The 22,848-nt window shown below is 62.0% G+C and carries 21 protein-coding genes; all 21 read right to left on the bottom strand.

Translation table 11 applies throughout. The features are described from left to right. Position 1: 1 nt before the first annotated feature. Positions 2–1,534 carry an NADH-quinone oxidoreductase subunit M gene (nuoM, locus tag NPS58_RS27260; RefSeq protein WP_274118314.1) on the bottom strand — a complete coding sequence of 511 codons (1,533 nt, stop codon included), beginning with the start codon at positions 1,532–1,534 and terminating at the stop codon, positions 2–4. Between the two features lie 39 nt (positions 1,535–1,573). Continuing rightward, positions 1,574–3,427 (bottom strand): NADH-quinone oxidoreductase subunit L, encoded by a 1,854-nt coding sequence (gene nuoL, locus NPS58_RS27255; protein WP_274118313.1) that lies wholly within the window; start codon positions 3,425–3,427, stop codon positions 1,574–1,576. Next, entirely contained in the window at positions 3,424–3,732 is a 309-nt protein-coding gene (gene nuoK, locus NPS58_RS27250) for an NADH-quinone oxidoreductase subunit NuoK (protein ID WP_028944232.1), read from the bottom strand. The genes nuoL and nuoK overlap by 4 nt, the downstream gene beginning before the upstream one ends. 4 nt (positions 3,733–3,736) lie before the next feature. Beyond that, positions 3,737–4,237 (bottom strand): NADH-quinone oxidoreductase subunit J, encoded by a 501-nt coding sequence (gene nuoJ / locus NPS58_RS27245; protein WP_274118312.1) that lies wholly within the window; start codon positions 4,235–4,237, stop codon positions 3,737–3,739. 9 nt (positions 4,238–4,246) lie between these two features. Then, complete coding sequence (gene nuoI, locus NPS58_RS27240; RefSeq protein WP_009400993.1) at positions 4,247–4,795, bottom strand: NADH-quinone oxidoreductase subunit NuoI; 549 nt, start codon at positions 4,793–4,795, stop codon at positions 4,247–4,249. Between the two features lie 11 nt (positions 4,796–4,806). Next, positions 4,807–5,814, bottom strand: a complete 1,008-nt coding sequence (gene nuoH / locus NPS58_RS27235) for an NADH-quinone oxidoreductase subunit NuoH (RefSeq protein WP_274118311.1) — start codon at positions 5,812–5,814, stop codon at positions 4,807–4,809. Then, positions 5,811–8,525: an NADH-quinone oxidoreductase subunit NuoG gene (gene nuoG, locus NPS58_RS27230; protein WP_274118310.1), complete on the bottom strand. Its 2,715-nt coding sequence runs from the start codon at positions 8,523–8,525 to the stop codon at positions 5,811–5,813. Before nuoG ends, nuoH begins: the two co-directional genes overlap by 4 nt. Positions 8,526–8,658: 133 nt before the next feature. Continuing rightward, complete coding sequence (gene nuoF / locus NPS58_RS27225; protein WP_274118309.1) at positions 8,659–10,026, bottom strand: NADH-quinone oxidoreductase subunit NuoF; 1,368 nt, start codon at positions 10,024–10,026, stop codon at positions 8,659–8,661. Next, positions 10,023–10,520, bottom strand: coding sequence for an NADH-quinone oxidoreductase subunit NuoE (nuoE, locus tag NPS58_RS27220; RefSeq protein ID WP_012313767.1), 498 nt, complete (start codon positions 10,518–10,520; stop codon positions 10,023–10,025). Before nuoE ends, nuoF begins: the two co-directional genes overlap by 4 nt. A gap of 2 nt (positions 10,521–10,522) precedes the next feature. After that, a complete protein-coding gene (nuoC, locus tag NPS58_RS27215) occupies positions 10,523–12,304 on the bottom strand; it encodes an NADH-quinone oxidoreductase subunit C/D (protein WP_274118308.1) in 1,782 nt (593 codons plus the stop codon). Positions 12,305–12,382: 78 nt separating this feature from the next. Beyond that, positions 12,383–13,060 carry an NADH-quinone oxidoreductase subunit B gene (locus NPS58_RS27210; RefSeq protein ID WP_010220398.1) on the bottom strand — a complete coding sequence of 226 codons (678 nt, stop codon included), beginning with the start codon at positions 13,058–13,060 and terminating at the stop codon, positions 12,383–12,385. A gap of 10 nt (positions 13,061–13,070) precedes the next feature. Next, a complete protein-coding gene (locus tag NPS58_RS27205; RefSeq protein ID WP_028944238.1) occupies positions 13,071–13,484 on the bottom strand; it encodes an NADH-quinone oxidoreductase subunit A in 414 nt (137 codons plus the stop codon). A 359-nt stretch (positions 13,485–13,843) separates the two neighbouring features. Beyond that, positions 13,844–14,506, bottom strand: a complete 663-nt coding sequence (locus tag NPS58_RS27200; RefSeq protein ID WP_274118307.1) for a lysoplasmalogenase — start codon at positions 14,504–14,506, stop codon at positions 13,844–13,846. A 183-nt stretch (positions 14,507–14,689) separates the two neighbouring features. Then, positions 14,690–16,015: an isocitrate lyase gene (gene aceA, locus NPS58_RS27195; RefSeq protein WP_274118306.1), complete on the bottom strand. Its 1,326-nt coding sequence runs from the start codon at positions 16,013–16,015 to the stop codon at positions 14,690–14,692. Between the two features lie 491 nt (positions 16,016–16,506). Then, positions 16,507–17,241 (bottom strand): secretin N-terminal domain-containing protein, encoded by a 735-nt coding sequence (locus NPS58_RS27190; protein ID WP_274118305.1) that lies wholly within the window; start codon positions 17,239–17,241, stop codon positions 16,507–16,509. Between the two features lie 108 nt (positions 17,242–17,349). Then, entirely contained in the window at positions 17,350–17,784 is a 435-nt protein-coding gene (locus NPS58_RS27185; RefSeq protein WP_028944242.1) for a GNAT family N-acetyltransferase, read from the bottom strand. Continuing rightward, positions 17,777–18,943 (bottom strand): cupin domain-containing protein, encoded by a 1,167-nt coding sequence (locus tag NPS58_RS27180; RefSeq protein ID WP_274118304.1) that lies wholly within the window; start codon positions 18,941–18,943, stop codon positions 17,777–17,779. Before NPS58_RS27180 ends, NPS58_RS27185 begins: the two co-directional genes overlap by 8 nt. An 82-nt stretch (positions 18,944–19,025) precedes the next feature. Beyond that, positions 19,026–20,396 (bottom strand): adenylosuccinate lyase, encoded by a 1,371-nt coding sequence (purB, locus tag NPS58_RS27175; protein WP_028944244.1) that lies wholly within the window; start codon positions 20,394–20,396, stop codon positions 19,026–19,028. Positions 20,397–20,545: 149 nt separating this feature from the next. Continuing rightward, a complete protein-coding gene (gene hflD, locus NPS58_RS27170) occupies positions 20,546–21,166 on the bottom strand; it encodes a high frequency lysogenization protein HflD (RefSeq protein ID WP_274118303.1) in 621 nt (206 codons plus the stop codon). Further along, entirely contained in the window at positions 21,166–22,287 is a 1,122-nt protein-coding gene (gene mnmA / locus NPS58_RS27165) for a tRNA 2-thiouridine(34) synthase MnmA (protein ID WP_274118302.1), read from the bottom strand. Before mnmA ends, hflD begins: the two co-directional genes overlap by 1 nt. A gap of 70 nt (positions 22,288–22,357) precedes the next feature. Next, on the bottom strand, positions 22,358–22,792 hold the full coding sequence (locus NPS58_RS27160) for an NUDIX hydrolase (protein ID WP_274118301.1): 435 nt from the start codon (positions 22,790–22,792) through the stop codon (positions 22,358–22,360). Positions 22,793–22,848 lie beyond the last annotated feature (56 nt).

Genomic DNA, 22,848 nt, shown 5'->3' with positions numbered 1-22,848 from the left:
CTTACCGGGCCGAAGCGAGTTGAGTGAAAGCGGTACCGATCCACTGCTGCACACCGCTCATGGTGGCGGCAGAAGTGTCCAGGAACGGCTGCGGGTAGATGCCCAGCAAGATCAGCAGGCCGGCCAGGCCCAGAACCATGATCATTTCGCGGGTATCCATGCCAGCCAGGACTTCATCGGATTTCGCCGGGCCGAAGTAGGCACGGTGGATCATGATCAGCGAGTAGACCGAACCGAATACCAGGCCGGAGGTGGCGATCACGGTGACCCATGGGGCACTGACGAAGCTGCCGATCAGGATCAGGAATTCACCGACGAAGTTACCGGTACCCGGCAAGCCGAGCGAGGCTGCTGCGAAGAACAGGCTGATGGCCGGCAGGTAGGCGATGCGGTGCCACAGGCCACCCATCTGGCGCATGTCGCGGGTATGCAGGCGCTCGTACAACTGGCCGCTGAGGATAAACAGTGCCGCAGCCGACAGGCCGTGGGCCAGCATCTGGATCACCGCGCCTTGCAGGGCTTGCTGGCTGCCGGAGTAGATACCGATCAGCACGAAGCCCATGTGCGAAACGCTGGAGAAGGCGATCAGGCGCTTGATGTCGGTCTGGGCGAACGCCAGGAACGCACCGTAGAAGATCCCGATCAGGCCCAGGGTCATGGCGATCGGCGCGAATTCGGCCGAGGCATTCGGGAACAGCGGCAGGGCAAAGCGCAGCAGGCCGTAGGCAGCGGTTTTCAGCAAGATACCCGCCAGGTCGACCGAACCTGCGGTCGGTGCCTGGGCGTGCGCGTCAGGCAGCCAGGAGTGGAACGGCACGACCGGCAGCTTGACCGCGAAGGCGATGAAGAAGCCGAGCATCAGCAGGTACTCGGTACCCGCCGGCAGGTCGGCCTTGAGCAACTGGGTGTAGTCGAAGGTGATCACACCGGTATTGCTGTAGTTGACCAGGACCAGGCCCAGGATCGCCACCAACATGATCAGGCCGCTGGCCTGGGTGAAGATGAAGAACTTGGTTGCTGCGTAGATCCGGGTCTTCTTGCCGTCGGAGGAGCTGTGACCCCAGAGCGCGATGAGGAAATACATCGGCACCAGCATCATTTCCCAGAAGAAGAAGAACAGGAACAGGTCCAGGGCCAGGAACACGCCGACCACGCCGCCCAGGATCCACATCAGGTTGAGGTGGAAGAAGCCGACGTGACGCTGGATCTCTTTCCAGGAGCACAGTACCGAGAGCACACCGAGCAGGCCGGTGAGCAGGATCATCAGCAGCGACAGGCCGTCGAGAGCCAGGTGCAGACTGATGCCGAAGCGCTCGATCCACAGTACTTTGAATTCGACCGCCCACTCGGGCGCAGCGCCCGGGGCAGGGGCCAGGGTGTAGTCCCCGTTGGCCCACAGCCAAAGGCCGATACCAAGCAGCAGGGACATGGTCAGCAGCGCAATCCAGCGCGGCAGGGTGGCGCCGAAGCGCTCACCCAGCCAGCACAGCAGGCCGCCGATGAAGGGGATCAGGATCAGCCAAGGCAAAATCATGACGGGCTCAATTCCTTTCGCAAAGTCGCAAGGTTCATATCAGACCGCAGCCATAACAACGGCACCGAGTACAAGCACGGCACCTACGGCGATCGAAGCGGTGTACCAGCGCAGCTGACCGGTTTCGGTTTTGCTCATGGCGGCATGACCGCCCTTCGCCATACGCGGAATCAGGCCAATGCTGCGGTCAACCGGATCCTTGCGCAGGATGTGGCTGATCAGCAGGTAAGGTTTGACGAACAGCTTGTCGTAGATCCAGTCGAAGCCCCAGGCGGCGAACCACCAGGCCGAGAGGACGCGGCCGATGCCGCTGTTGGCGATGGCCGTGACCAGGCGACGCTTGCCCAGGAACAGTACCGCGGCCAGCAGGATACCGGCGATGGCGATAGCGCCCGAGGCGATCTCCAGGCTGTGCTTGGCTTCGCCGCCGGCATGGCCGACGCTCTGCGGCAGCACGCCCGCCAGCGGTGGATGAATCCAGGCACCGACGAAGGTCGACAGCACGATCAGCACGCCCAGCGGCAGCCAGTGGGAGATACCGTGGCCCGCGTGGGCTTCGGTCTTGGCTTCGCCGTGGAAGGCAATGAAGATCAGGCGGAAGGTGTACAGCGAGGTCATGAACGCACCGACCAGGCCGGCGTACAGCAGGCCGCTGTTGCCGCTGGCGAAGGCTTCCCAGAGGATCTCGTCCTTGGAGTAGAAGCCTGCGGTCAGGATCGGCAGGGCAGCCAGGGCGGCACCACCGACGATGAAGCTGGCATAGGCCAGTGGCAGCTTCTTCCACAGGCCACCCATCTTGAAGATGTTCTGCTCGTGGTGGCAGGCAACGATCACCGCACCGGAGGCAAGGAACAGCAGGGCCTTGAAGAAGGCGTGGGTCATCAGGTGGAAGATCGCGCCGTCCCAGGCACCCACGCCCAGGGCCAGGAACATGTAGCCGATCTGGCTCATGGTCGAGTAGGCGAGGATACGCTTGATGTCGGTCTGTACCAGGGCGGCAAAGCCGGCCAGGACCAGGGTCACGCCGCCGACCACGCCGACCAGGTGCAGTACATCGGGCGCCAGGGCGAACAGGCCGTGGGTACGGGCGATCAGGTAGACGCCCGCGGTCACCATGGTTGCAGCGTGGATCAGTGCCGAAACCGGGGTAGGACCGGCCATCGCGTCCGCCAGCCAGGTCTGCAGTGGCAGCTGGGCGGATTTACCGACCGCACCACCGAGCAGCATCAGGGTGGCCAGGACCATCCAGAAGTCACCCGCCTGGAATTTCTGCGGCGCCAGCACCAGCAGTTCCTGAACGTTCAGGGTGCCCAGTTGCTGGAACAGGATGAACAGGCCGATGGCCATGAACACGTCGCCGATACGGGTGACGATGAAGGCCTTGAGTGCCGCGTTACCGTTGTTGCGATTGCTGTAGTAGAAACCGATCAACAGGTACGAGCACAGGCCCACGCCTTCCCAACCGAAGTAGATGAACAGCAGGTTGTCGCCCAGGATCAGGAACAACATGCTGGCAATGAACAGGTTGGTGTAGGCGAAGAAGCGCGAATAGCCGGCTTCACCGCGCATGTACCAGGACGCGAACAGGTGGATCAAAAAGCCCACCCCGACCACCACGCCGAGCATGGTGACCGACAGGCCGTCCAGGTACAGGGTGAAGTTCGGCGCAAAGCCGTCCACCGACATCCATTGCCACAGCAGCTGGCTGTACGCGCCGCCTTCAGGTGGGGCGACATTGAACTGCCAGATCACGTAGGCGGCGACGATGGCCGAGAGGCCCACCGAGCCCACGCCGATCAGCGCCGACAGGTTCTCCGAGAACCGTCCGCGCGAGAACGACAGCAGCAGGAAGCCGATCAGGGGGAATACGAAAGTCAGAAAGAGAAGGTTCATCCGCGCATCTCACTGGCTGCATCGATGTCGAGAGTGTGGAAGCGGCGATACAGCTGCAGCAGGATCGCCAGGCCGATACTGGCCTCGGCGGCTGCCAGGCTGATCACCAGGATGAACATGATCTGTCCATCTGGCTGCGCCCAGCGGCTACCGGCGACGATGAAGGCCAGAGCAGAGGCGTTCATCATGATTTCCAGGCTCATCAACACGAAAAGAATGTTGCGGCGCACCATCAGGCCGACCAGACCGAGGCAGAACAGGATGCCGGCGACGGCCAGACCGTGTTCGAGAGGAATTGCAGGCATGTGATTACTCCTTCGCCTCGTTGCGGCCGAGATGGAAAGCCGTCACCGCTGCAGCGAGCAGCAGCATCGAGGCCAGTTCCACCACCAGCAGGTAAGGACCATACAGGCTGATGCCGACTGCCTTGGCGTCGACCGTGGTGTGGCCGATGCTGGCACCGCTCTGGTTGCTGAACAGCACATACAGCAGTTCAAGCAGCAGCAGCGAGGCCAGGACCACAGGGCCCAGCCAGATACCCGGCTTGAGCCAGCCCCGTTCCTGGGCGACCGAAGCCGGCCCCAGGTTGAGCATCATCACCACGAAGACGAACAGCACCATGATGGCGCCAGCGTAGGCGATCACTTCCAGGACACCGGCGAACGGAGCGCCGAGGGCGAAGAAGGTCATCGCCACGGAGATCAGCGAAATGATCAGGTAGAGCAGGGCGTGCACGGGGTTGGTGTTGGTGATCACCCGAAGGGTGGACACCACAGCGACACCGGATGCGAAATAGAAAGCGAATTCCATCTTTCTTCCTTAAGGGAGCAAGCTCTTCACGTTGATCGGCTCGGCTTCGTTCTGCGCGGCGCCTTTCGGCTTGCCGGCAACAGCCATACCTGCAACACGGTAGAAGTTGTAGTCAGGGTTCTTGCCGGGACCGGAGATCAGCAGATCTTCTTTCTCGTACACCAGATCCTGACGTTTGAACTCGGCCATTTCGAAATCCGGCGTGAGCTGGATCGCGGTGGTCGGGCAGGCTTCCTCGCAGAGGCCGCAGAAAATGCAACGGGAGAAGTTGATGCGGAAGAACTCCGGGTACCAACGGCCGTCTTCTGTCTCGGCTTTCTGCAGCGAGATGCAACCGACCGGGCAGGCCACGGCACACAGGTTGCAAGCTACGCAGCGCTCTTCGCCATCCGGGTCGCGGGTCAGGACGATGCGGCCACGGTAGCGTGGCGGCAGGTAGACCGGCTCTTCGGGGTACTGCAGGGTGTCACGTTTGCGAAAACCGTGAGAGAACACCATCACCAGGCTGCGCAGCTGGGTGCCGGTGCCCTTAACGATGTCGCCAATATATTTGAACATGGGTCAAATCCTCACTGGGCCGCAACAGCTGGCGTGTTGAGCAACACGAGCGCAGCGGTCACCAGCAAATTGATCAGGGTCAGCGGCAGGCAGAACTTCCAGCTGAAGTCCATCACCTGGTCATAGCGCGGGCGCGGAATCGAGGCGCGCAGCAGGATGAACAGCATGATGAAGAACGCGGTCTTCAGGGCGAACCACAGGAACGGTACTTGCGGCAGGATGCCGAACGGACCGTGCCAGCCACCGAAGAACAGGGTTACCAGCAACGCCGAGATCAGGATGATGCCGATGTACTCACCCACGAAGAACATGCCCCACTTCATGCCGGCATATTCAATGTGGTAACCGTCGGCCAGTTCCTGTTCTGCTTCCGGCTGGTCGAAGGGGTGACGGTGAGTCACGGCCACGCCAGCGATGAAGAAGGTGCAGAAACCGAAGAACTGCGGAATGATGAACCACAGGTTCTGGGCCTGGTAGTCGACGATGTCACGCATGTTGAACGAGCCAACCTGCGCCACGATGCCCATCAGCGCGAGGCCCATGAACACCTCGTACGACACGGTCTGGGCCGAGGCCCGCAGGCTGCCGAGCAGGGCGTACTTGTTGTTCGAGGCCCAGCCGGCGAACAGTACGGCGTAAACCGACAGGCCAGCCATGGCGAAGAAGAACAGCAAACCGATGTTCAGGTCGGCGACACCCCAGGTCGGGGTGATCGGCACGATGGCGAAGGCGATCAGCAAGGCACTCATGGCCACGACCGGCGCCAGGGTGAAGATCATCTTGTCGACGAAAGGTGGGTTCCAGTCTTCCTTGAAGAACATCTTCAGCATGTCGGCGGCGATCTGGAACATACCGAACGGGCCCACGCGGTTCGGACCGTATCGGTCCTGCCACCAGCCCAGCAGGCGCCGCTCGACGAAGCTGAGCAGCGCACCGCAGACCACCACGGCCAGCAAGACCACTACGGCCTTGACGACGGTGATGATCACATCGATCACTTCGGGGGTGAACCAGGTCATTGTGCTGCCTCCTGCAGGCCTTCGACGGATGCACCGAAGATGGCTGGCGGGATACCGGCCAGGCCTTTCGGCAGGGCAACCAGGCCAGCGCCCAGTTCTTCATTGATACGCAGCGGCAGACGCAGGGTCTGGCCAGCCACGTTCAGGCTGAGCATCGCACCGTCGTTGACACCCAGGCGGTCGGCTTCGGACTTGGCCAGCGCCACGTAGGCTTGCGGGATGCGCTCTTGCACCGGGGCAGCGCGCGAGGAGTTCTCTTCGCTGCCGAACAGGTGATAGAACGGTACGGCCTGCCAGGTGCCACGGGCCGGGGAGAAGGCGCCCGGAATGGCTGCGAACCAGTTGAGCTTGTCGCCCTGGGATTCGATCAGGCGGGTACCCGGATCGCCTGCGCGCAGGTGACCACCGACCTCGTCCTGGAACTTGTTCCAGGCCTGCGGCGAGTTCCAGCCCGGCGACCAGGCGAATGGCACCTGGGAGCGCGGTTCGGTCGAGCCCGAGTAACCTTCCATGGAGAAGGCGAAGGCGGTGTCTTTGTCTTGCGGGGTACGCGGCTCGTGCACGCTGATGTTGGCGCGCATGGCGGTACGACCGGAGTAGCGCAGCGGTTCACGGGCCAGCTTCATGCCCTTGATGCGGAACGAGGCAGATGGCGCGGCATTGACGATGCCGGTCAGTTGCGCAGCGGCCGAGGCGCAGGCGCTGGTGACGTGGTCCAGCTGGGTCCAGTCGACCGGTTTGTTGAGCAGGGTGGCACGCAGGGCGTGCATCCAGCGCCAGCCTTCGTGAACCAGGATGCTGCTGTCCAGGTAGGTTGGGTCGAACACCTGGAAGAAGCGCTGGGCACGACCTTCCTGACTGACCAGGGTACCGTCGCCTTCGGCGAAGGTGGCCGCCGGCAGCACCAGGTGGGCGCGGTCAGTGGTGGCGGTCTTCTGGTGATCGGCAACGATGACCACCTTGGCCGCGGCCAGGGCGGCGTCGACCTTGGTGGCCGACACGCGGCTGTACAGGTCGTTTTCCAGCACGACGATGGCGTCGGCCTTGCCGCTGATCACAGCGTCCAGGGCAGCGTCGATGGACTCGCCACCGAGCATGGCCAGGCCGAGGCTGTTGGCTTCAGGCACCACCAGGCTCAGGGAGCCGTTCTTCTCGCGTAGTTTCAGCGCCTTGGCGATGTTGGCGGCAGCTTCGATCAGGGCCTTGGAGCCCAGCGACGTACCGGCAACCACCAGCGGACGGTTGGAGGCTACCAGGGCATCGGCGATGCGCTTGGCCAGCTCCAGGGCCTCGGCGTCCAGGCCTTCTACGGCCGGAGCGCTTGGATCGATGGCGTGGGCGACGGCGAAACCGATGCGCGCCAGGTCGTCGGGAGCGGCGTGTACGCACTCTTCGGCGACGTCATCGAGCTTGGTTTCGGCCAGGCTTGCGATGAACAGCGGGTACATGGCGTGCTGGCCGATGTTCTTCACCGCAGCGTCGAGCCAAGGCTGTACGCGCATGGCATCGGCCATGGCTTCGGCCTTGCCCTTGACCGACTGGCGCAGGGCCAGGGCCACGCGGGCAGCGGTCTGGGTCAGGTCTTCGCCGAGGACGAACACCGCATCGTGGTCTTCCATTTCGCGCAGGGTAGGGACTGGCAGCGGGCTGTCGTTCAGTACCTGCAAGGCCAGGCGCACGCGCTCCAGCTCACCGGCTTCCATACCCGAGTAGAAGTGCTCGGCACCGACCAGCTCGCGCAGGCCGTAGTTGCTCTCGAGGCTGGCGCGAGGCGAACCGATGCCGACGATGTTGCGACCTCGCAGCATGTCGGCGGCCTTGTCGAGGGCCGCGTCCAGGCTCAGCTTGGTACCGTCGGCCAGCAGTGGCTGACGTGGGCGGTCGGTACGGTTGACGTAGCCATAGCCGAAGCGGCCACGGTCGCAGAGGAAGTATTGGTTGACCGAACCGTTGTAGCGGTTCTCGATACGGCGTAGCTCGCCGTAGCGCTCACCCGGGCTGATGTTGCAACCGCTGGAGCAGCCATGGCAGATGCTCGGGGCGAACTGCATGTCCCACTTACGGTTGTAGCGCTCGGAGTGGGTCTTGTCGGTGAACACACCGGTCGGGCAGACCTCGGTGAGGTTGCCGGAGAACTCGCTTTCCAGCGCGCCGTCTTCAACGCGACCGAAGTAGACGTTGTCGTGGGCACCGAACACACCCAGGTCGGTACCGCCGGCGTAGTCCTTGTAGTAGCGCACACAGCGGTAGCAGGCGATGCAGCGGTTCATCTCGTGGGCGATGAACGGGCCGAGCTCCTGGTTCTGGTGGGTACGCTTGGTGAAACGGTAGCGGCGCTCGTTGTGGCCGGTCATTACCGTCATGTCTTGCAGGTGGCAGTGACCGCCTTCCTCGCAGACCGGGCAGTCGTGCGGGTGGTTGGTCATCAGCCATTCGACGACGCTGGCCCGGAATACCTTGGCTTCTTCGTCTTCGATGGAAATCCAGCTGCCATCAGAGGCAGGGGTCATGCAGGACATGACGATACGACCACGGGTGTCGTTCTCGTCGGTGTACTGCTTGACCGCGCACTGGCGGCAGGCGCCGACGCTACCGAGCGCCGGGTGCCAGCAGAAATAGGGGATGTCGAGGCCGAGCGACAGACACGCCTGTAACAGGTTGTCTGCGCCGTTGACTTCGAGCTCTTTGCCGTCTACGTGGATAGTGGCCATGGTTCAAAGTTCTTCGTTGGCCCGCGTGTGCGGGCGTGGCTAATGGAAAACTGTGTGCCTGCAGCCCGCGACAGGTATCCCCGAGCGAGCTGGGCAAGCAGCGGACGGCACGGACCGTCCGCATTTCTATTCGTTATGCGCCGACGACGATCGGCTTCGCCAGGTCCGGGCGCAGGGCAGCGGCTGCTGGAGCAGCAGACGCAATGCCGGCCTCGAACTCGGGGCGGAAGTACTTGATCGCGCTACCCAGCGGCTCCACAGCACCTGGTGCGTGTGCACAGAAGGTCTTGCCTGGGCCGAGGAAACCGACCAGGCCCAGCAGCGTCTCGATGTCGCCCTGCTGGCCCTGGCCTTTCTCGAGGGCGCGCAGGAGCTTGACGCTCCACGGCAGGCCATCGCGGCACGGGGTGCAGAAGCCGCACGATTCGCGGGCAAAGAACTCTTCCATGTTGCGCAGCAGCGACACCATGTTGATGCTGTCGTCCACGGCCATGGCCAGGCCAGTACCCATGCGGGTGCCGACTTTGGCGATGCCACCGGCGTACATTTGTGCATCCAGGTGTTCAGGCAGGAGGAAACCGGTACCGGCACCACCTGGTTGCCAGCACTTGAGCTTGAAGCCATCGCGCATGCCGCCGGCGTAGTCTTCGAACAGCTCGCGGGCGGTAACGCCGAAGGGCAGTTCCCACAGGCCGGGGTTCTTGACCTTGCCGGAGAAGCCCATCAGCTTGGTGCCGTGGTCTTCGGAGCCTTCGCGGGCCAGCGACTTGTACCAGTCGATGCCGTTGCCGACGATAGCCGGCACGTTGCACAGGGTCTCGACGTTGTTCACGCAGGTCGGCTTGCCCCAGACGCCAACGGCGGCAGGGAAGGGCGGCTTGGAGCGTGGGTTGGCGCGGCGGCCTTCGAGGGAGTTGATCAGTGCGGTTTCTTCACCGCAGATGTAACGACCGGCGCCGGTGTGGACGAACAGCTCGAAATCGAAGCCGCTGCCCAGGATGTTCTTGCCCAGCAGGCCGGCAGCCTTGGCTTCTTCGACCGCGCGGTTGAGGTTGCGCGCTGCGGTGGTGTATTCGCCACGCAGGAAGATGTAGCCGCGGTAGGCCTTGAGCGCACGGGCGCTGATCAGCATGCCTTCGATCAGCAGATGGGGCTGTTGCTCCATCAGCATGCGGTCTTTCCAGGTGTTGGGCTCCATTTCGTCCGCGTTGCACAGCAGGTAGCGGATGTTCATGGATTCGTCTTTGGGCATCAGGCCCCATTTGACGCCGGTGGGGAAGCCCGCACCGCCACGACCCTTGAGGCCGGAATCTTTCACGGTCTGGACGATATCGTCCTGGGACATTTGCGCCAGCGCCTTGCGGGCCGCAGCGTAGCCGTCCTTGGCCTGGTACTCGTCGAGCCAGATCGGCTCGCCGTCGTCACGCAGGCGCCAGGTCAGCGGATGGGTTTCAGCTGAACGGGCGATACGGTTGGCCGGACCGAAGGAAGTGATGGTCATACGTAACCCTCCAGCAGTTTGGAAACGCCAGCAGGCTGGACGTCGCCAAAGGTGTCGTCGTCGATCATCAGTGCCGGTGCCTTGTCGCAGTTACCCAGGCAGCACACTGGCAGCAGGGTGAAGCGACCGTCGGCGGTGGTCTGGCCCAGGCCGATACCCAGCTCGCTCTGGATCTGGCTGACCACGGACTCGTGGCCGCCGATGTAGCAGACCATGCTGTCGCAGACGCGGATGATGTGCCGGCCAACCGGCTGACGGAAGATCTGACTATAGAAGGTGGCCACGCCTTCGACATCGCTGGCAGGAATGCCGAGCACTTCGCCGATGGCATAGATGGCGCCGTCAGGCACCCAGCCGCGTTCCTTCTGGACGATCTTCAGGGCTTCGATGGACGCCGCGCGCGGGTCCTCGTAGTGATGCATCTCGTGCTCGATGGCCGAGCGCTCGGTTTCGCTCAGGGCGAAACGGTCGGTTTGGATAAGCGTGCTGTTCATGCTTAGCGGTCCACGTCAGCCATAACGAAGTCGATACTGCCCAGGTACGCAATGAGGTCCGCGACCATGCTGCCGCGAATCACCGAAGGGATCTGCTGCAGGTGCGGGTAGCTCGGGGTACGGATCCGGGTGCGGTAGCTCATGGTGCCGCCGTCGCTCGTCAGGTAGTAACTGTTGATGCCCTTGGTCGCCTCGATCATCTGGAAGGATTCGTTGGCCGGCATGACCGGGCCCCACGAAACCTGCAGGAAGTGGGTGATCAGGGTTTCGATGTGCTGCAGGGTGCGCTCTTTCGGCGGCGGCGTGGTCAGCGGGTGATCCGCCTTGTACGGGCCTTCCGGCATGTTGCGCAGGCACTGGTCGATGATGCGGATACTCTGGCGCATCTCCTCGACACGGACCATGCAGCGATCGTAGGCATCGCCGTTGTGGGCCAGCGGCACTTCGAACTCGAAGTTCTCGTAGCCGGAATAAGGGCGGGCTTTGCGCAGGTCGAAGTCCAGGCCGGTGGAACGCAGGCCAGCACCAGTGACGCCCCATTCCAGGGCCTCTTTGGTGTTGTACTGGGCAACGCCGATGGTACGGCCCTTGAGAATGCTGTTCTGCAGGGCAGCCTTGGTGTATTCGTCCAGGCGCTTTGGCAGCCATTCGACGAAGTCTTTCACCAGTTTGTCCCAGCCGCGCGGCAGGTCGTGGGCAACACCGCCGATGCGGTACCAGGCCGGGTGTAGGCGGAAGCCGGTGATGGCTTCGATCACGGTGTAGGCGCGCTGGCGGTCGGTGAAGGTGAAGAACACCGGGGTCATGGCGCCGACGTCCTGGATGTAGGTACCCAGGAACAAGAGGTGGCTGGTGATCCGGAAGAACTCGGCGAGCATGATGCGAATCACGTCGACCTTCTGGGGCACCTGGATGCCGGCCAGCTTCTCGACCGCGAGTACGTAGGGCAGGTTGTTCATCACCCCGCCGAGGTAGTCGATACGGTCGGTGTAGGGAATGAAGCTGTGCCAGGACTGGCGCTCGGCCATCTTCTCGGCACCACGGTGGTGGTAGCCGATGTCCGGGACGCAGTCGACAATCTCTTCACCGTCCAGCTGCAGCACAATACGGAAGGCACCGTGGGCCGATGGGTGGTTCGGGCCCAGGTTGAGGAACATGTAGTCTTCGTTGGCGCCGTGGCGCTTCATGCCCCAGGCTTCCGGGTTGAAGCGCGCGGCTTCTTCCTCGAGCTGCTGCTTGGCCAGGGTCAGGCTGTACGGGTCGAATTCGGTGGCGCGGGCAGGGTAGTCCTTGCGCAGCGGGTGACCTTCCCAGGTCGGCGGCATCATGATGCGGGTCAGGTGAGGGTGGCCGGCAAAGTCGATGCCGAACATGTCCCAGACTTCACGCTCGTACCAGTTGGCGTTGGGCCAGATACCGGTCACGGTGGGCAGGTTCAGGTCGCCTTCGCTCAAGGCCACCTTGATCATCACGTCGCTGTTCCGTTCCACCGAGAGCAGGTGGTAGAACACGCTGAAGTCGGCACCTGGCAGGCCACGGCGCTGGGTGCGCAGGCGCTCGTCCACACCGTGCAGGTCGTAGAGCATGCTGTACGGCTTGGCGACATTGCGCAGGAAGCCCAGGACTTCCTTGAGTTTGGCGCGGGTAACCCAAAGCACCGGCATGCCGGTGCGGGTTTCCTGGGCGACGAACGCCTCGGGGCCGAATTTGTTGTTCAGTTCGACGACCACATCCTGGTCGTCAGCCTTGTAAGGCGGGATATAAATAGCGGTGTCCGCTGTCATGGTCTCGGTCGCTTTCGGTCAACGTAGAGAATGAAGCCAGGCTGCCTGTCGCGCATGCGCAGGCAACAGATAGCTGGATCAGACTTCGTCGGGGCTGCGCAGGTTGGTGACCTGGATGCGCTGTTCACGGCGTTGCTCTTTCTGCGACGGCATCTCGGCACGGTAAATGCCTTGATCACCGACAACCCAGGAAAGAGGACGACGCTCCTGGCCAATCGACTCCTGCAACAGCATCAGGCCTTGCAGGAAGGCTTCAGGGCGAGGCGGGCAGCCAGGCACATAGACATCCACGGGGAGGAACTTGTCGACCCCCTGAACGACCGAGTAAATGTCGTACATGCCGCCGGAGTTGGCGCACGAACCCATGGAGATGACCCACTTGGGCTCGAGCATCTGCTCGTACAGGCGCTGGATGATCGGCGCCATCTTGATGAAGCAGGTGCCGGCGATGACCATGAAGTCGGCCTGGCGCGGCGATGCCCGGATGACTTCGGCGCCGAAGCGGGCGATGTCGTGGGGCGCCGTGAAGGCCGTGGTCATTTCCACGTAGCAGCAGGAGAGGCCGAAGTTGTACGGCCACAGGGAGTTCTTACGCCCCCAGTTGACCGCGCCACTGAGCACATCTTCAAGTTTGCCCATGAAGATGTTCTTGTGGACCTGGTCCTCTAGCAGCGAGTCGGAGACGGTTTCCCGTTCACCGATTGGATACTGCTCGTTAGGCGCATCCGGGTCGATTCTGGTGAGATTGTATTGCATTGCCAAAGCCTCATTGTTTCAGCTTCGCTTGCCGCTTACGACGAGCTTCCGGAGCCCAGTCAAGGGCGCCCACTCGGAATAGGTAGACAAGGCCTGCCAACAGAATTGCTATGAAAACGAGAGCTTCGACGAATCCGGTCCAGCCGCTTTCGCGGACGGACACAGACCATGCAAAGAGAAAGAGGGCTTCGATATCGAAGATCACGAACAACATCGCGACCAGATAGAATTTGGCTGACAGGCGCAAGCGGGCGCCGCCAGTGGGCAGCATGCCGGACTCGAAGGGTTCGTTCTTGCTACGACCCCACGCCTTGCTACCGAGCAGGGCGGACAGGCCGAGCATGAAGGCACAGAGGCCAACGACACCCAAAAGGAAAATGGCAAAGCCCCAGTTGTGGGCGATGAGTCCTGTCGAATCGGGCATGCTGAAAAATCCTTATACAGAGACCAGTCTCTGCGGTTTGAAAAGAAGTAGAGCAGTGACGATATGTCGCAGCGGAATCTATCGCGCTGATTTTATGGGTAAACCCGGTGCAAGTAAAATTTCTGCAGCAAATTTATTCGTAGCATTAAGAACAAAAATCTTTCGTAACAGCCTGCAGGCCGCGTGGGGCGGGCATTGCCCCGGGTTTTGTTAATTATGTTTCTTGCACAGCGTAATGAACCTGCAACTTCGAAATGATAATTGATATCATTTGTGGCTATAGGATTACTCCTACTATCGAGGTCAACTACAAAGTTGTGCAACATTGCCATTACCTGCAAGTTTTCGGACCTGCTGTTCTAACTGATTTTTCCCTGCCCCACTGCGCTCTGGATCAAGGCTTTTGACGATGCCCTGGTGAAGGCCGAGGCGGCGATGGCCCACTGTCCCAGCCAGTAGGCAATGATGATCAGGTAGGGCGCGGCAGGGAATTGGCCGACAAACCGGTCAATGCCTATAAGGCTGTCGGAAAACACAAAGGCGCAGGCTCCGATGGCTACCAGCCCGCCACACGCCAGGGCACGCCAGAGCATGGTACTGATGGCCAGGGCGTAGACCGTCACCGGTATCAAAAGCTCGCCCAGGCCGTGGCTGATCAGCACGCCCAGGAGCGTTGCGCCGATGATTGCCGAGCCCAGCAAGGCCAGCGGTGCCAGACGGCGGGTTTCACCCAGGTAGGCGCGCAGGTAGGCCAGGTGGGCGCACAAGAATGCAGCAAGGCCAAACACGAAGAGGTCTGCAGGCACGGCGAGCAGAATGTCGCCCAGCAGGGAGAAGCCCAGGCCGATCATGATCCAGCGTCGATAGCGGTCAGGCTCGGCAGCGCCCAGCCACATGAGCAGCGCAATCACCACAGCAGGTTTGACGGCCAGGCCCAGCAGCGGCGACTGGCTGGCCAGTGCATATAGATAGAGAGCAGCGCCGAGCAGCGCCAGGCCGAGCAGGGTGAGGGGGCGGGGCATGGCCGATCCTTGGAAATCGTGTGCGCTTAGGATAGCCAATGGGGATTTATAAGAAAGTGCCGAATCGGCCACATCACGGGGCAGCTCGCACGGCAGCCCCGCTACACAAAAGACAAGACCCGGGGCCCCATCACAGGCCCCGGGTCTTGTGTGCCACCCGAATCAGTCAGCGCTGATCAATGATCAGTGGAACTGCTCTTCTTCGGTCGAGCCGGTCAGTGCGGTTACCGAGGACTTGCCACCCTGGATCACGGTGGTCATGTCGTCGAAGTAGCCGGTGCCCACTTCCTGCTGGTGCGCCACGAAGGTGTAGCCTTTCGAGGCGTCAGCGAACTCTTGCTCTTGCAGCTTCACGTAGGCGGTCATGTCGTTGCGGGCGTAGTCGTGCGCCAGGTTGAACATGCCGTGCCACATGTTGTGGATACCGGCGAGAGTGATGAACTGGTGCTTGTAACCCATGGCCGACAGTTCGCGCTGGAACTTGGCGATGGTCGCGTCGTCCAGGTTCTTCTTCCAGTTGAAGGAAGGCGAGCAGTTGTAGGACAGGATCTGGTCCGGGTATTCCTTCTTGATCGCTTCGGCGAAGCGACGGGCTTCGTCCAGGTCCGGCTTGGCGGTTTCGCACCAGATCAGGTCGGCATATGGCGCGTAGGCAAGGCCGCGGGCAATCGCCTGGTCCAGGCCGGCACGTACTTTGTAGAAGCCTTCCTGGGTACGGTCGCCAACCACGAATGGCTGGTCGTACGGATCGCAGTCGCTGGTCAGCAGGTCAGCGGCGTTGGCGTCGGTACGGGCCAGGATGATGGTCGGTACGCCGGCAACGTCGGCAGCCAGTCGGGCAGCGGTCAGCTTCTGTACGGCTTCCTGGGTTGGAACCAGTACCTTGCCGCCCATGTGGCCGCATTTTTTCACCGAGGCCAGTTGGTCTTCGAAGTGAACGCCGGCGGCGCCTGCTTCGATCATGTTCTTCATCAGTTCGTAGGCGTTCAGTACGCCGCCGAAACCGGCTTCGGCATCTGCCACGATAGGTGCGAAGTAGTCGACGTAGCCTTCGTCACCCGGATTCTTGCCGGCTTTCCACTGGATCTGGTCGGCACGACGGAACGAGTTGTTGATGCGCTTGACCACGGTTGGAACCGAATCCACCGGGTACAGCGACTGGTCGGGGTACATGGACTCGGCCGAGTTGTTATCGGCAGCCACTTGCCAGCCGGACAGGTAGATCGCCTGGATACCGGCCTTGACCTGTTGTACTGCCTGGCCGCCGGTCAGGGCGCCCATGCAGTTGACGAAATCTTTTTCTGGGCGGAAGGACGGGTGTGCACCCTGGGTGACCAGCTTCCACAGCTTCTCGGCACCCATGCGGGCCAGGGTGTGCTCAGGCTGGACCGAGCCACGCAGACGTACGACATCAGCGGCGGTGTAGGTACGGGTCACGCCTTTCCAGCGCGGGTTTTCGGCCCAGTCTTTTTCGAGGGCTGCAATTTGCTGTTCGCGTGTCAGTGCCATGGAAATAAACCTCGTCGCATCGGTCTTGGGTAAAAAATTCTCGCTCACACAGCGCAGATCAGAAGCCTGGCGTAAGTCATGTTCAGCGAAATATGCGACGGTCGAACGATGGGGCTCGAAGAGGGGAAGTGAGCAGGCGTTGGCGAGGTTTTCGCTGCAGGGTGGCTCGTGGTTGCCGAGCTGCAGTGAACAGTGCTGCCGAGTGCCTTTTGATGCGCTTCCGTCCCTCGGGACAACTTCGTTCCAGTCGCAATCTCGTCAAACTGCCTTGTGGGCTGTACAGACACGGGTCGGCTCAGGTGGGTAGGTTAGAGCGCGGCTCGAAGGCCCTTGCCAGGGCCTCTGATTAGCGGGAGCGGGGCCATCATGCCTCTACGGAATGTGGTCGTCAAATGTTTTGTAGTGCTTTTTTATCACCACTACATCTTTGGTCTAATGCGACCCATCAGTCAGTTTCGAGGTCTTTGGTCGAGGCCTTGATTTACCTGGGTTCAGTCCATTGCGTCGACTTTTACCCGCAAAGTCATGTTTTCACCACGCTGGGTGCTGTAGCTGAGGGATGAAGCACCGTGTTCGGACTGGCTCTGCTGATTGACGCCGGCCAAAGTGATCCACTCACCCAGCTTGCCGGTGACGGTTGTGTCGGTACTTTGTACCTTCACTACATCGGGCCGTTCCTGGCTCATTCGGTCATTGTTGGTACTGATGCTCAAATGAACGGTTTCCCCAGTGACGTTGGCGGTGAAATAGAAACCCTGGGTGACGTTGCGGTACTGGGTATCGCTTTGTATGCGCCCGTAGCCATCGGTGCGAGTGCTGGTGACGGGGATGCTCTGGCCGACCTGGATCAAGGCGGGGCTGCCTTCGCTGGCTTGTACCTGCTGCATGCCACCTTCGCGGTTGCTGGTGCCGTAGTGGATGATGCGGGCATTGCCGCGGTTGTCCTGGAAGTTGCTGTCGTTGTTGTCGACGCTGATCAACAGGCGGCGCGGAGCCACATCCAGTTGCGCGAGCAGGGTGCGCAAGTCGTCTATCTGTTCGGGGCTGGCGTTGACGATCAGTTTGTTTTCGAACGCGCTGACCGTGCCGTTCTTGCCGATGAAGGATTGCGCGGTGGGGAGCAGTTCGGCGCTGGTGCGATGGTTCAGCGGGAGGACTTCGGTGGCGGCCAGCGCACTGAGGCTGAACGACAGAAGCAGGGAGGCGAGAAGGGGGCGTAGCGGCATGTCCATTGTCTCCGCAGGTGGAGTGGGCATGATGGCAGTTGGTTTGATCGCGGGGCAAGCCCGCTCCTGCAGCGCCTGTAGGAGCGGGCTTGCCTCGCGATGACTTACTTAAACCAGTTCTCGCGACTCACGAACCATGTCGACATGCGGAATGCCGGCCTCGAGGAACTCCTCGCTGACCACCTTGAACCCAAGGCGCTCGTAGAACGGCGTGGCATGTACCTGGGCGCTGAGCATCTGCTGCTTGAGGTCGCGGTTCTGGGCCTCGACGATCACCGCTTGCATCAGGGCGTCGCCAACCTTCAGGCCGCGCCAGTCCTTGAGTACCGACACCCGGCCGATCTGGCCGTCGGCCAGCAGGCGGGCAGTACCGATCGGGTAGTCGCCTTCAAGGGCCAGGAAGTGCACGGCGGTGTTGTCGTCGGCATCCCACTCCAGCTCAGGCGGTACGCATTGTTCGGCAATGAACACGGCTTCACGAATGCGGCGGATATCAGCGTTGTCTTTGTGCCAATCGGCGAGGCGAACCCGAATCTTATTCATTGGCAAATCCCAGGCTTCCTTGTTTGACCAGTTCGCAGATCAAGGTAATGCCTTGATCGTTTTCAAGCCACTGTTCAAGGTTTTCGATGTGCAACGCGTCGGCGGCGCAGATCAGCTTGAGCAGTTCACGCAGGTCGCCCGGCAGCAGGCGGCTCTGGCCGCTTGCGAACAGTAGCAGGTTGTCATCAACTTCCGACCAGGCCAGGCGTGCGCTTGGGTTGCGGATCAGGATCGCGCCTTCGGCCAGGCTTTCGATCAGGTCGACTTCATCCAGTGGTTCGCCACTGACCAGTTCCGGGTAGCGCGGCTCGGTCATGAACTGGCCGAACCAGGTCAGCAGCAGGCGCTCGTCACCCATGTGCTCGGTCAGTAGCTTCTTCAGGCGATCCAGCGCGTCGTGCTGGATCTGGTGCGGGTCGCTGACCGGTTGGGCATCGGCGTCGGTGTAGCGCTCTTCGTCCGGCAGGAACTGGCTGAGGAAGTCGGTGAAGTGGGTCAGCACTTCAGCGGCGCCTGGGGCGCGGAAGCCCACCGAGTAGGTCAGGCAGTCGTCTTCGGCGACGCCGAAGTGGGCCAGGCGCGGTGGCAGGTAGAGCATGTCGCCCGGTTCCAGTGTCCACTCGTCGCTCTGCTCGAATTCAGCCAGGATGCGCAGGTCGGCGTGCTCGAGCAGCGGGCTGTCGCTGTCGCACATCTGGCCGATCTTCCAGTTGCGCTTGCCCTGGCCTTGCAGCAGGAACACGTCGTAGTTGTCGAAGTGCGGGCCCACGCTGCCACCCGGGGCGGCGAAGCTGATCATCACGTCGTCGATGCGCCAGCTCGGCAGGAAGCGGAAATGCTCCAGCAGCTCGTGGACCTCGGGCACGAACTGGTCGACGGCTTGCACCAGCAGGGTCCAGTCACGCTCGGGCAGGGTGCTGAAGGTGTCTTCCTCGAACGGGCCGCGACGCAGCTCCCAGGGGCGCTCGCCGTGTTCGATGACCAGGCGCGATTCGACGTCTTCTTCCAGGGCTAGGCCGGCCAGTTCGTCGGCGTCGATCGGGCTTTCGAAGTCCGGGAAGGCCTGGCGCACCAACAGAGGTTTCTTCTGCCAGTAGTCGCGCATGAATTCACGGGCTGTAAGGCCGCCCAGCAGCTGCAGTGGAGTATCAGGATTCATGTGTAACCTATTGAAAAAAAGTAATTTTCTTTCGGTAATAAAAACGCCCGGCTGAGCCGGGCGTTTACGCGCAGGGCGTAGATCAGATGCGTTTGGCTTGAGCCGCAGCGTTACCGATGTAGGAGGCTGGGGTCAGCTTCTTGAGTTCTTCGCGCGCTTCGACGGGCATGTCCAGCCCGTCGATGAAGGTCAGCAGCGCTTCAGGGCTGATGCCTTTGCCACGGGTCAGCTCCTTGAGCTTCTCGTAGGGGTTCTCGATGTCGTAGCGACGCATGACGGTCTGGATCGGCTCGGCCAGGACTTCCCAGCAGGCGTCCAGGTCTTCGGCGATGCGCTGGGTGTTGATTTCCAGCTTGCTGATACCCTTGAGGCTGGCCTCGTAGGCGATCACGCTGTGGGCGAAACCGACGCCCAGATTGCGCAGCACGGTGGAGTCGGTCAGGTCACGCTGCCAGCGCGAGATCGGCAGCTTGCTGGCCAGGTGCTGGAACAGCGCGTTGGCGATACCCAGGTTGCCTTCGGAGTTTTCGAAGTCGATCGGGTTGACCTTGTGCGGCATGGTCGAGGAACCGATTTCGCCGGCGATGGTGCGCTGCTTGAAGTAGCCCAGGGAGATATAGCCCCAGATATCGCGGTCGAAGTCGATCAGGATGGTGTTGAAGCGGGCGATCGCGTCGAACAGCTCGGCAATGTAGTCATGCGGTTCGATCTGGGTGGTGTAGGGGTTGAACACCAGGCCCAGCTCGTCTTCGATGAAGGCGCGGGCGTTAGCTTCCCAGTCGATCTGCGGGTAGGCCGACAGGTGGGCGTTGTAGTTGCCCACGGCGCCGTTGATCTTGCCCAGCAGCGGTACGGCGGCAACTTGTGCGATCTGGCGCTCGAGGCGGTAGACGACGTTGGCCAGCTCTTTGCCCAAGGTGGTCGGCGAAGCCGGCTGGCCATGGGTGCGCGACAGCATCGGCACATCGGCGAAGCGGTGGGCCAGCTCACGGATCGACTGGGCGATCTGGCGCATCAGCGGCAGCAGCACATCGTCACGGCCGGCGCGCAGCATCAGGGCGTGGGACAGGTTGTTGATGTCTTCACTGGTGCAGGCGAAGTGGATGAATTCACTTACCTTGGCCAGCTCTGGCAGCTTGGCAGCCTGCTCCTTGAGCAGGTACTCGATGGCCTTGACGTCATGGTTGGTGGTGCGCTCGATTTCTTTGACGCGCTCGGCGTGCTCGAGGGCGAACTCATCGGCCAGGCCGTTGAGCAGGGCATTGGCTTCGGCAGAAAACGCTGGAACTTCAGCGATTTGCGGGTGAGCGGCCAGGCGCTGCAACCAGCGCACCTCGACCAGGGCGCGGAAACGGATCAGGCCGTATTCGCTGAAAATAGGGCGCAGGGCCTGGGTTTTGCCGGCGTAGCGGCCGTCAACAGGGGAAACCGCAGTGAGCGAGGAAAGCTGCATGGGGTGTTCTCGGACAGTCAGGCTTTGAAAAGGGCGCATATCATACATGAAAAACGCGCCCGGGTCGGGGGGCTGACAAAAGGTATTGTCAGCCAATCGCGGGGCAGGGCCGCTCCTGCATGGAGGAGCGGCCCTGCCCCGCGATGCGATTAACCGCGCAACATCGGATACAGCTCTTTGAGCAGTTTGCGCCGGCTGATCACCAACTGCCAGCGGTGCCCGCCCAGCTGGCGCCACAGGCGTGCAGCGCGAATGCCGGCCAGCAGCAGGGCGCGGATCTTCGAGGCATTGCTCGGTTGTTGCAGGTGGCGCATGTCGCCATGCACCTGGATGCGCTGGCGCAGGGTGCTCAGGGTGTCCTGGTACAGGGCGCCGCTGGAGGCGATGACGTTCTCGTGCACCAGGCCGAAATGCTCGGCCTGGGACTGGATCTGTGGCAGGCGGTTGCCGATCACGTCGAGCATGTCGCCACGCTTGGCCAGTTGGCGCTCAAGGCCCAGCATCGACAGCGCGTAGCGCAGCGGCTCGCGCTGCAGGCTGCCGGGGTCGCGCTCAAGGGCACTGGCCAGGGCGCGGTAGCCGTCGCGCAGGTTGAGGTCGTCGCCACCGAACACTTCGAGGGTATTCTTTGGGTCGCGCACCAGCAGGCTGCCGAGCATGCAGCCGAGGTTGGCCTCGCTGGCCTGCCCGGTGCGGGCGATGCGATCGACCAGCACGGCGGCCTGGAACACCCCGCCCAGGGCGATCAGTTGCTCTTGAATCGAGCTCATCAGTGGGCGCTCCACGGCTCGGCCGTTTCGATCACGCCGCCACCCAGGCAGATTTCACCGTCATAGAAGACCACCGACTGGCCAGGGGTAACAGCGCGCTGAGGCTCGTCGAAGACGGCGCGGTAGCCGTTCTCGGTAAGCGTCAGGGTGCAGTCCTGGTCGCTCTGGCGGTAGCGGACCTTGGCGGTCAGGCGGCGCGGGCTCGACAGGTCGATCGGGTTGACCCAGAAAATCTCCGAGGCGAGCAGGGAGCGGGAGAACAGCCATGGGTGTTCGTTGCCCTGGCCGACCACCAGCACGTTGCGGCCGAGGTCTTTCTCCAGCACGTACCATGGCTCGTCGCCGGCGTCCTTCAGGCCGCCGATGCCAAGGCCCTGGCGCTGGCCGATGGTGTGGTACATCAGGCCGTGGTGGCGGCCGATCACTTCACCGTCGGTGGTCTGGATCTCGCCAGGCTGCGCCGGCAGGTACTGCTTGAGGAAGTCGCTGAAGCGGCGCTCACCGATAAAGCAGATGCCGGTGGAGTCTTTCTTCTTGGCCGTGGCCAGGCCGTGTTTTTCGGCGATGGCTCGAACTTCGGGCTTTTCCAGTTCGCCTACCGGAAACAGGGTGCGGGCGATCTGCTCGCCGCCTACGGCGTGGAGGAAGTAGCTCTGGTCTTTGTTAGGGTCCAGGCCCTTGAGCAGTTCGGTGCGCCCGTCAGTATCGCGGCGGCGCACGTAGTGGCCAGTGGCGATCAGGTCGGCGCCCAGCATCAGGGCGTAGTCGAGGAAGGCCTTGAACTTGATTTCACGGTTGCACAGGATGTCCGGGTTCGGCGTGCGGCCGGCCTTGTATTCGGCCAGGAAGTGCTCGAACACATTGTCCCAGTACTCGGCGGCAAAGTTGGCGGTGTGCAGCTTGATGCCGATGCGGTCGCACACGGCCTGGGCGTCGGCCAGGTCTTCGCGGGCGGTGCAATATTCGGTGCCGTCGTCCTCTTCCCAGTTCTTCATGAACAGGCCTTCCACCTGGTAGCCCTGCTCCATCAGCAGGAGGGCGGAGACGGAAGAGTCCACGCCGCCGGACATGCCGACGATAACGCGTGTCTTTTCGGGTTCGTAAAGTGCTGGACTGGTCATAGGTACCGGCTGTGTATCTGGAAAAAGACGACGATTCTATCAAACTGCGGCCTACAAGGCATCGTCACCGTCAGTCGCGAATCAGCGCCAGGCTGTACAGCGGCCCTGTCAGGTAGTCATCGATGCAGCGCGGGACCAGCTCGCTGCGCCAGCGTTCGGGATCTGCCAGGAGTTCCTCGCGGGTCAGCCAGACGGCACGGACGATGTCGCTGTCCAGGGCGCGCTGGAGATGATGCTTGATGGGGCGGGCGGCGAAGCACACGCGCTGGTAGGTCACGCCATTGCTGGGGGCGGTGTACAGGTAGATGCCGACGATGCCGGTCAGTTCGACGTCCCAGGCGGTTTCCTCGAGGGTTTCGCGCAGGGCGGCCTCCAGCAGGCTCTCGTTGGCCTCCAGGTGGCCGGCGGGCTGGTTGAAAACATGTTTGCCGGCCTTGAATTCCTCGACCATGAGGAAGCGGCCCTGGTCTTCGACGATGGTGGCGACGGTGATATGGGGGCGCACGGTCGATTCTCTCTCTTGGTTGTAAGCTGCAAGCTGCAAGCCACAAGTAGAGGGCG

The sequence above is a fragment of the Pseudomonas putida genome, from assembly GCF_028682455.1.
GTDB classification, from domain to species: domain Bacteria; phylum Pseudomonadota; class Gammaproteobacteria; order Pseudomonadales; family Pseudomonadaceae; genus Aquipseudomonas; species Aquipseudomonas putida_AA.
The sequence above is the reverse complement of the archived record's forward strand: the minus strand, read 5'-3'. Positions and strand labels throughout refer to the sequence as shown.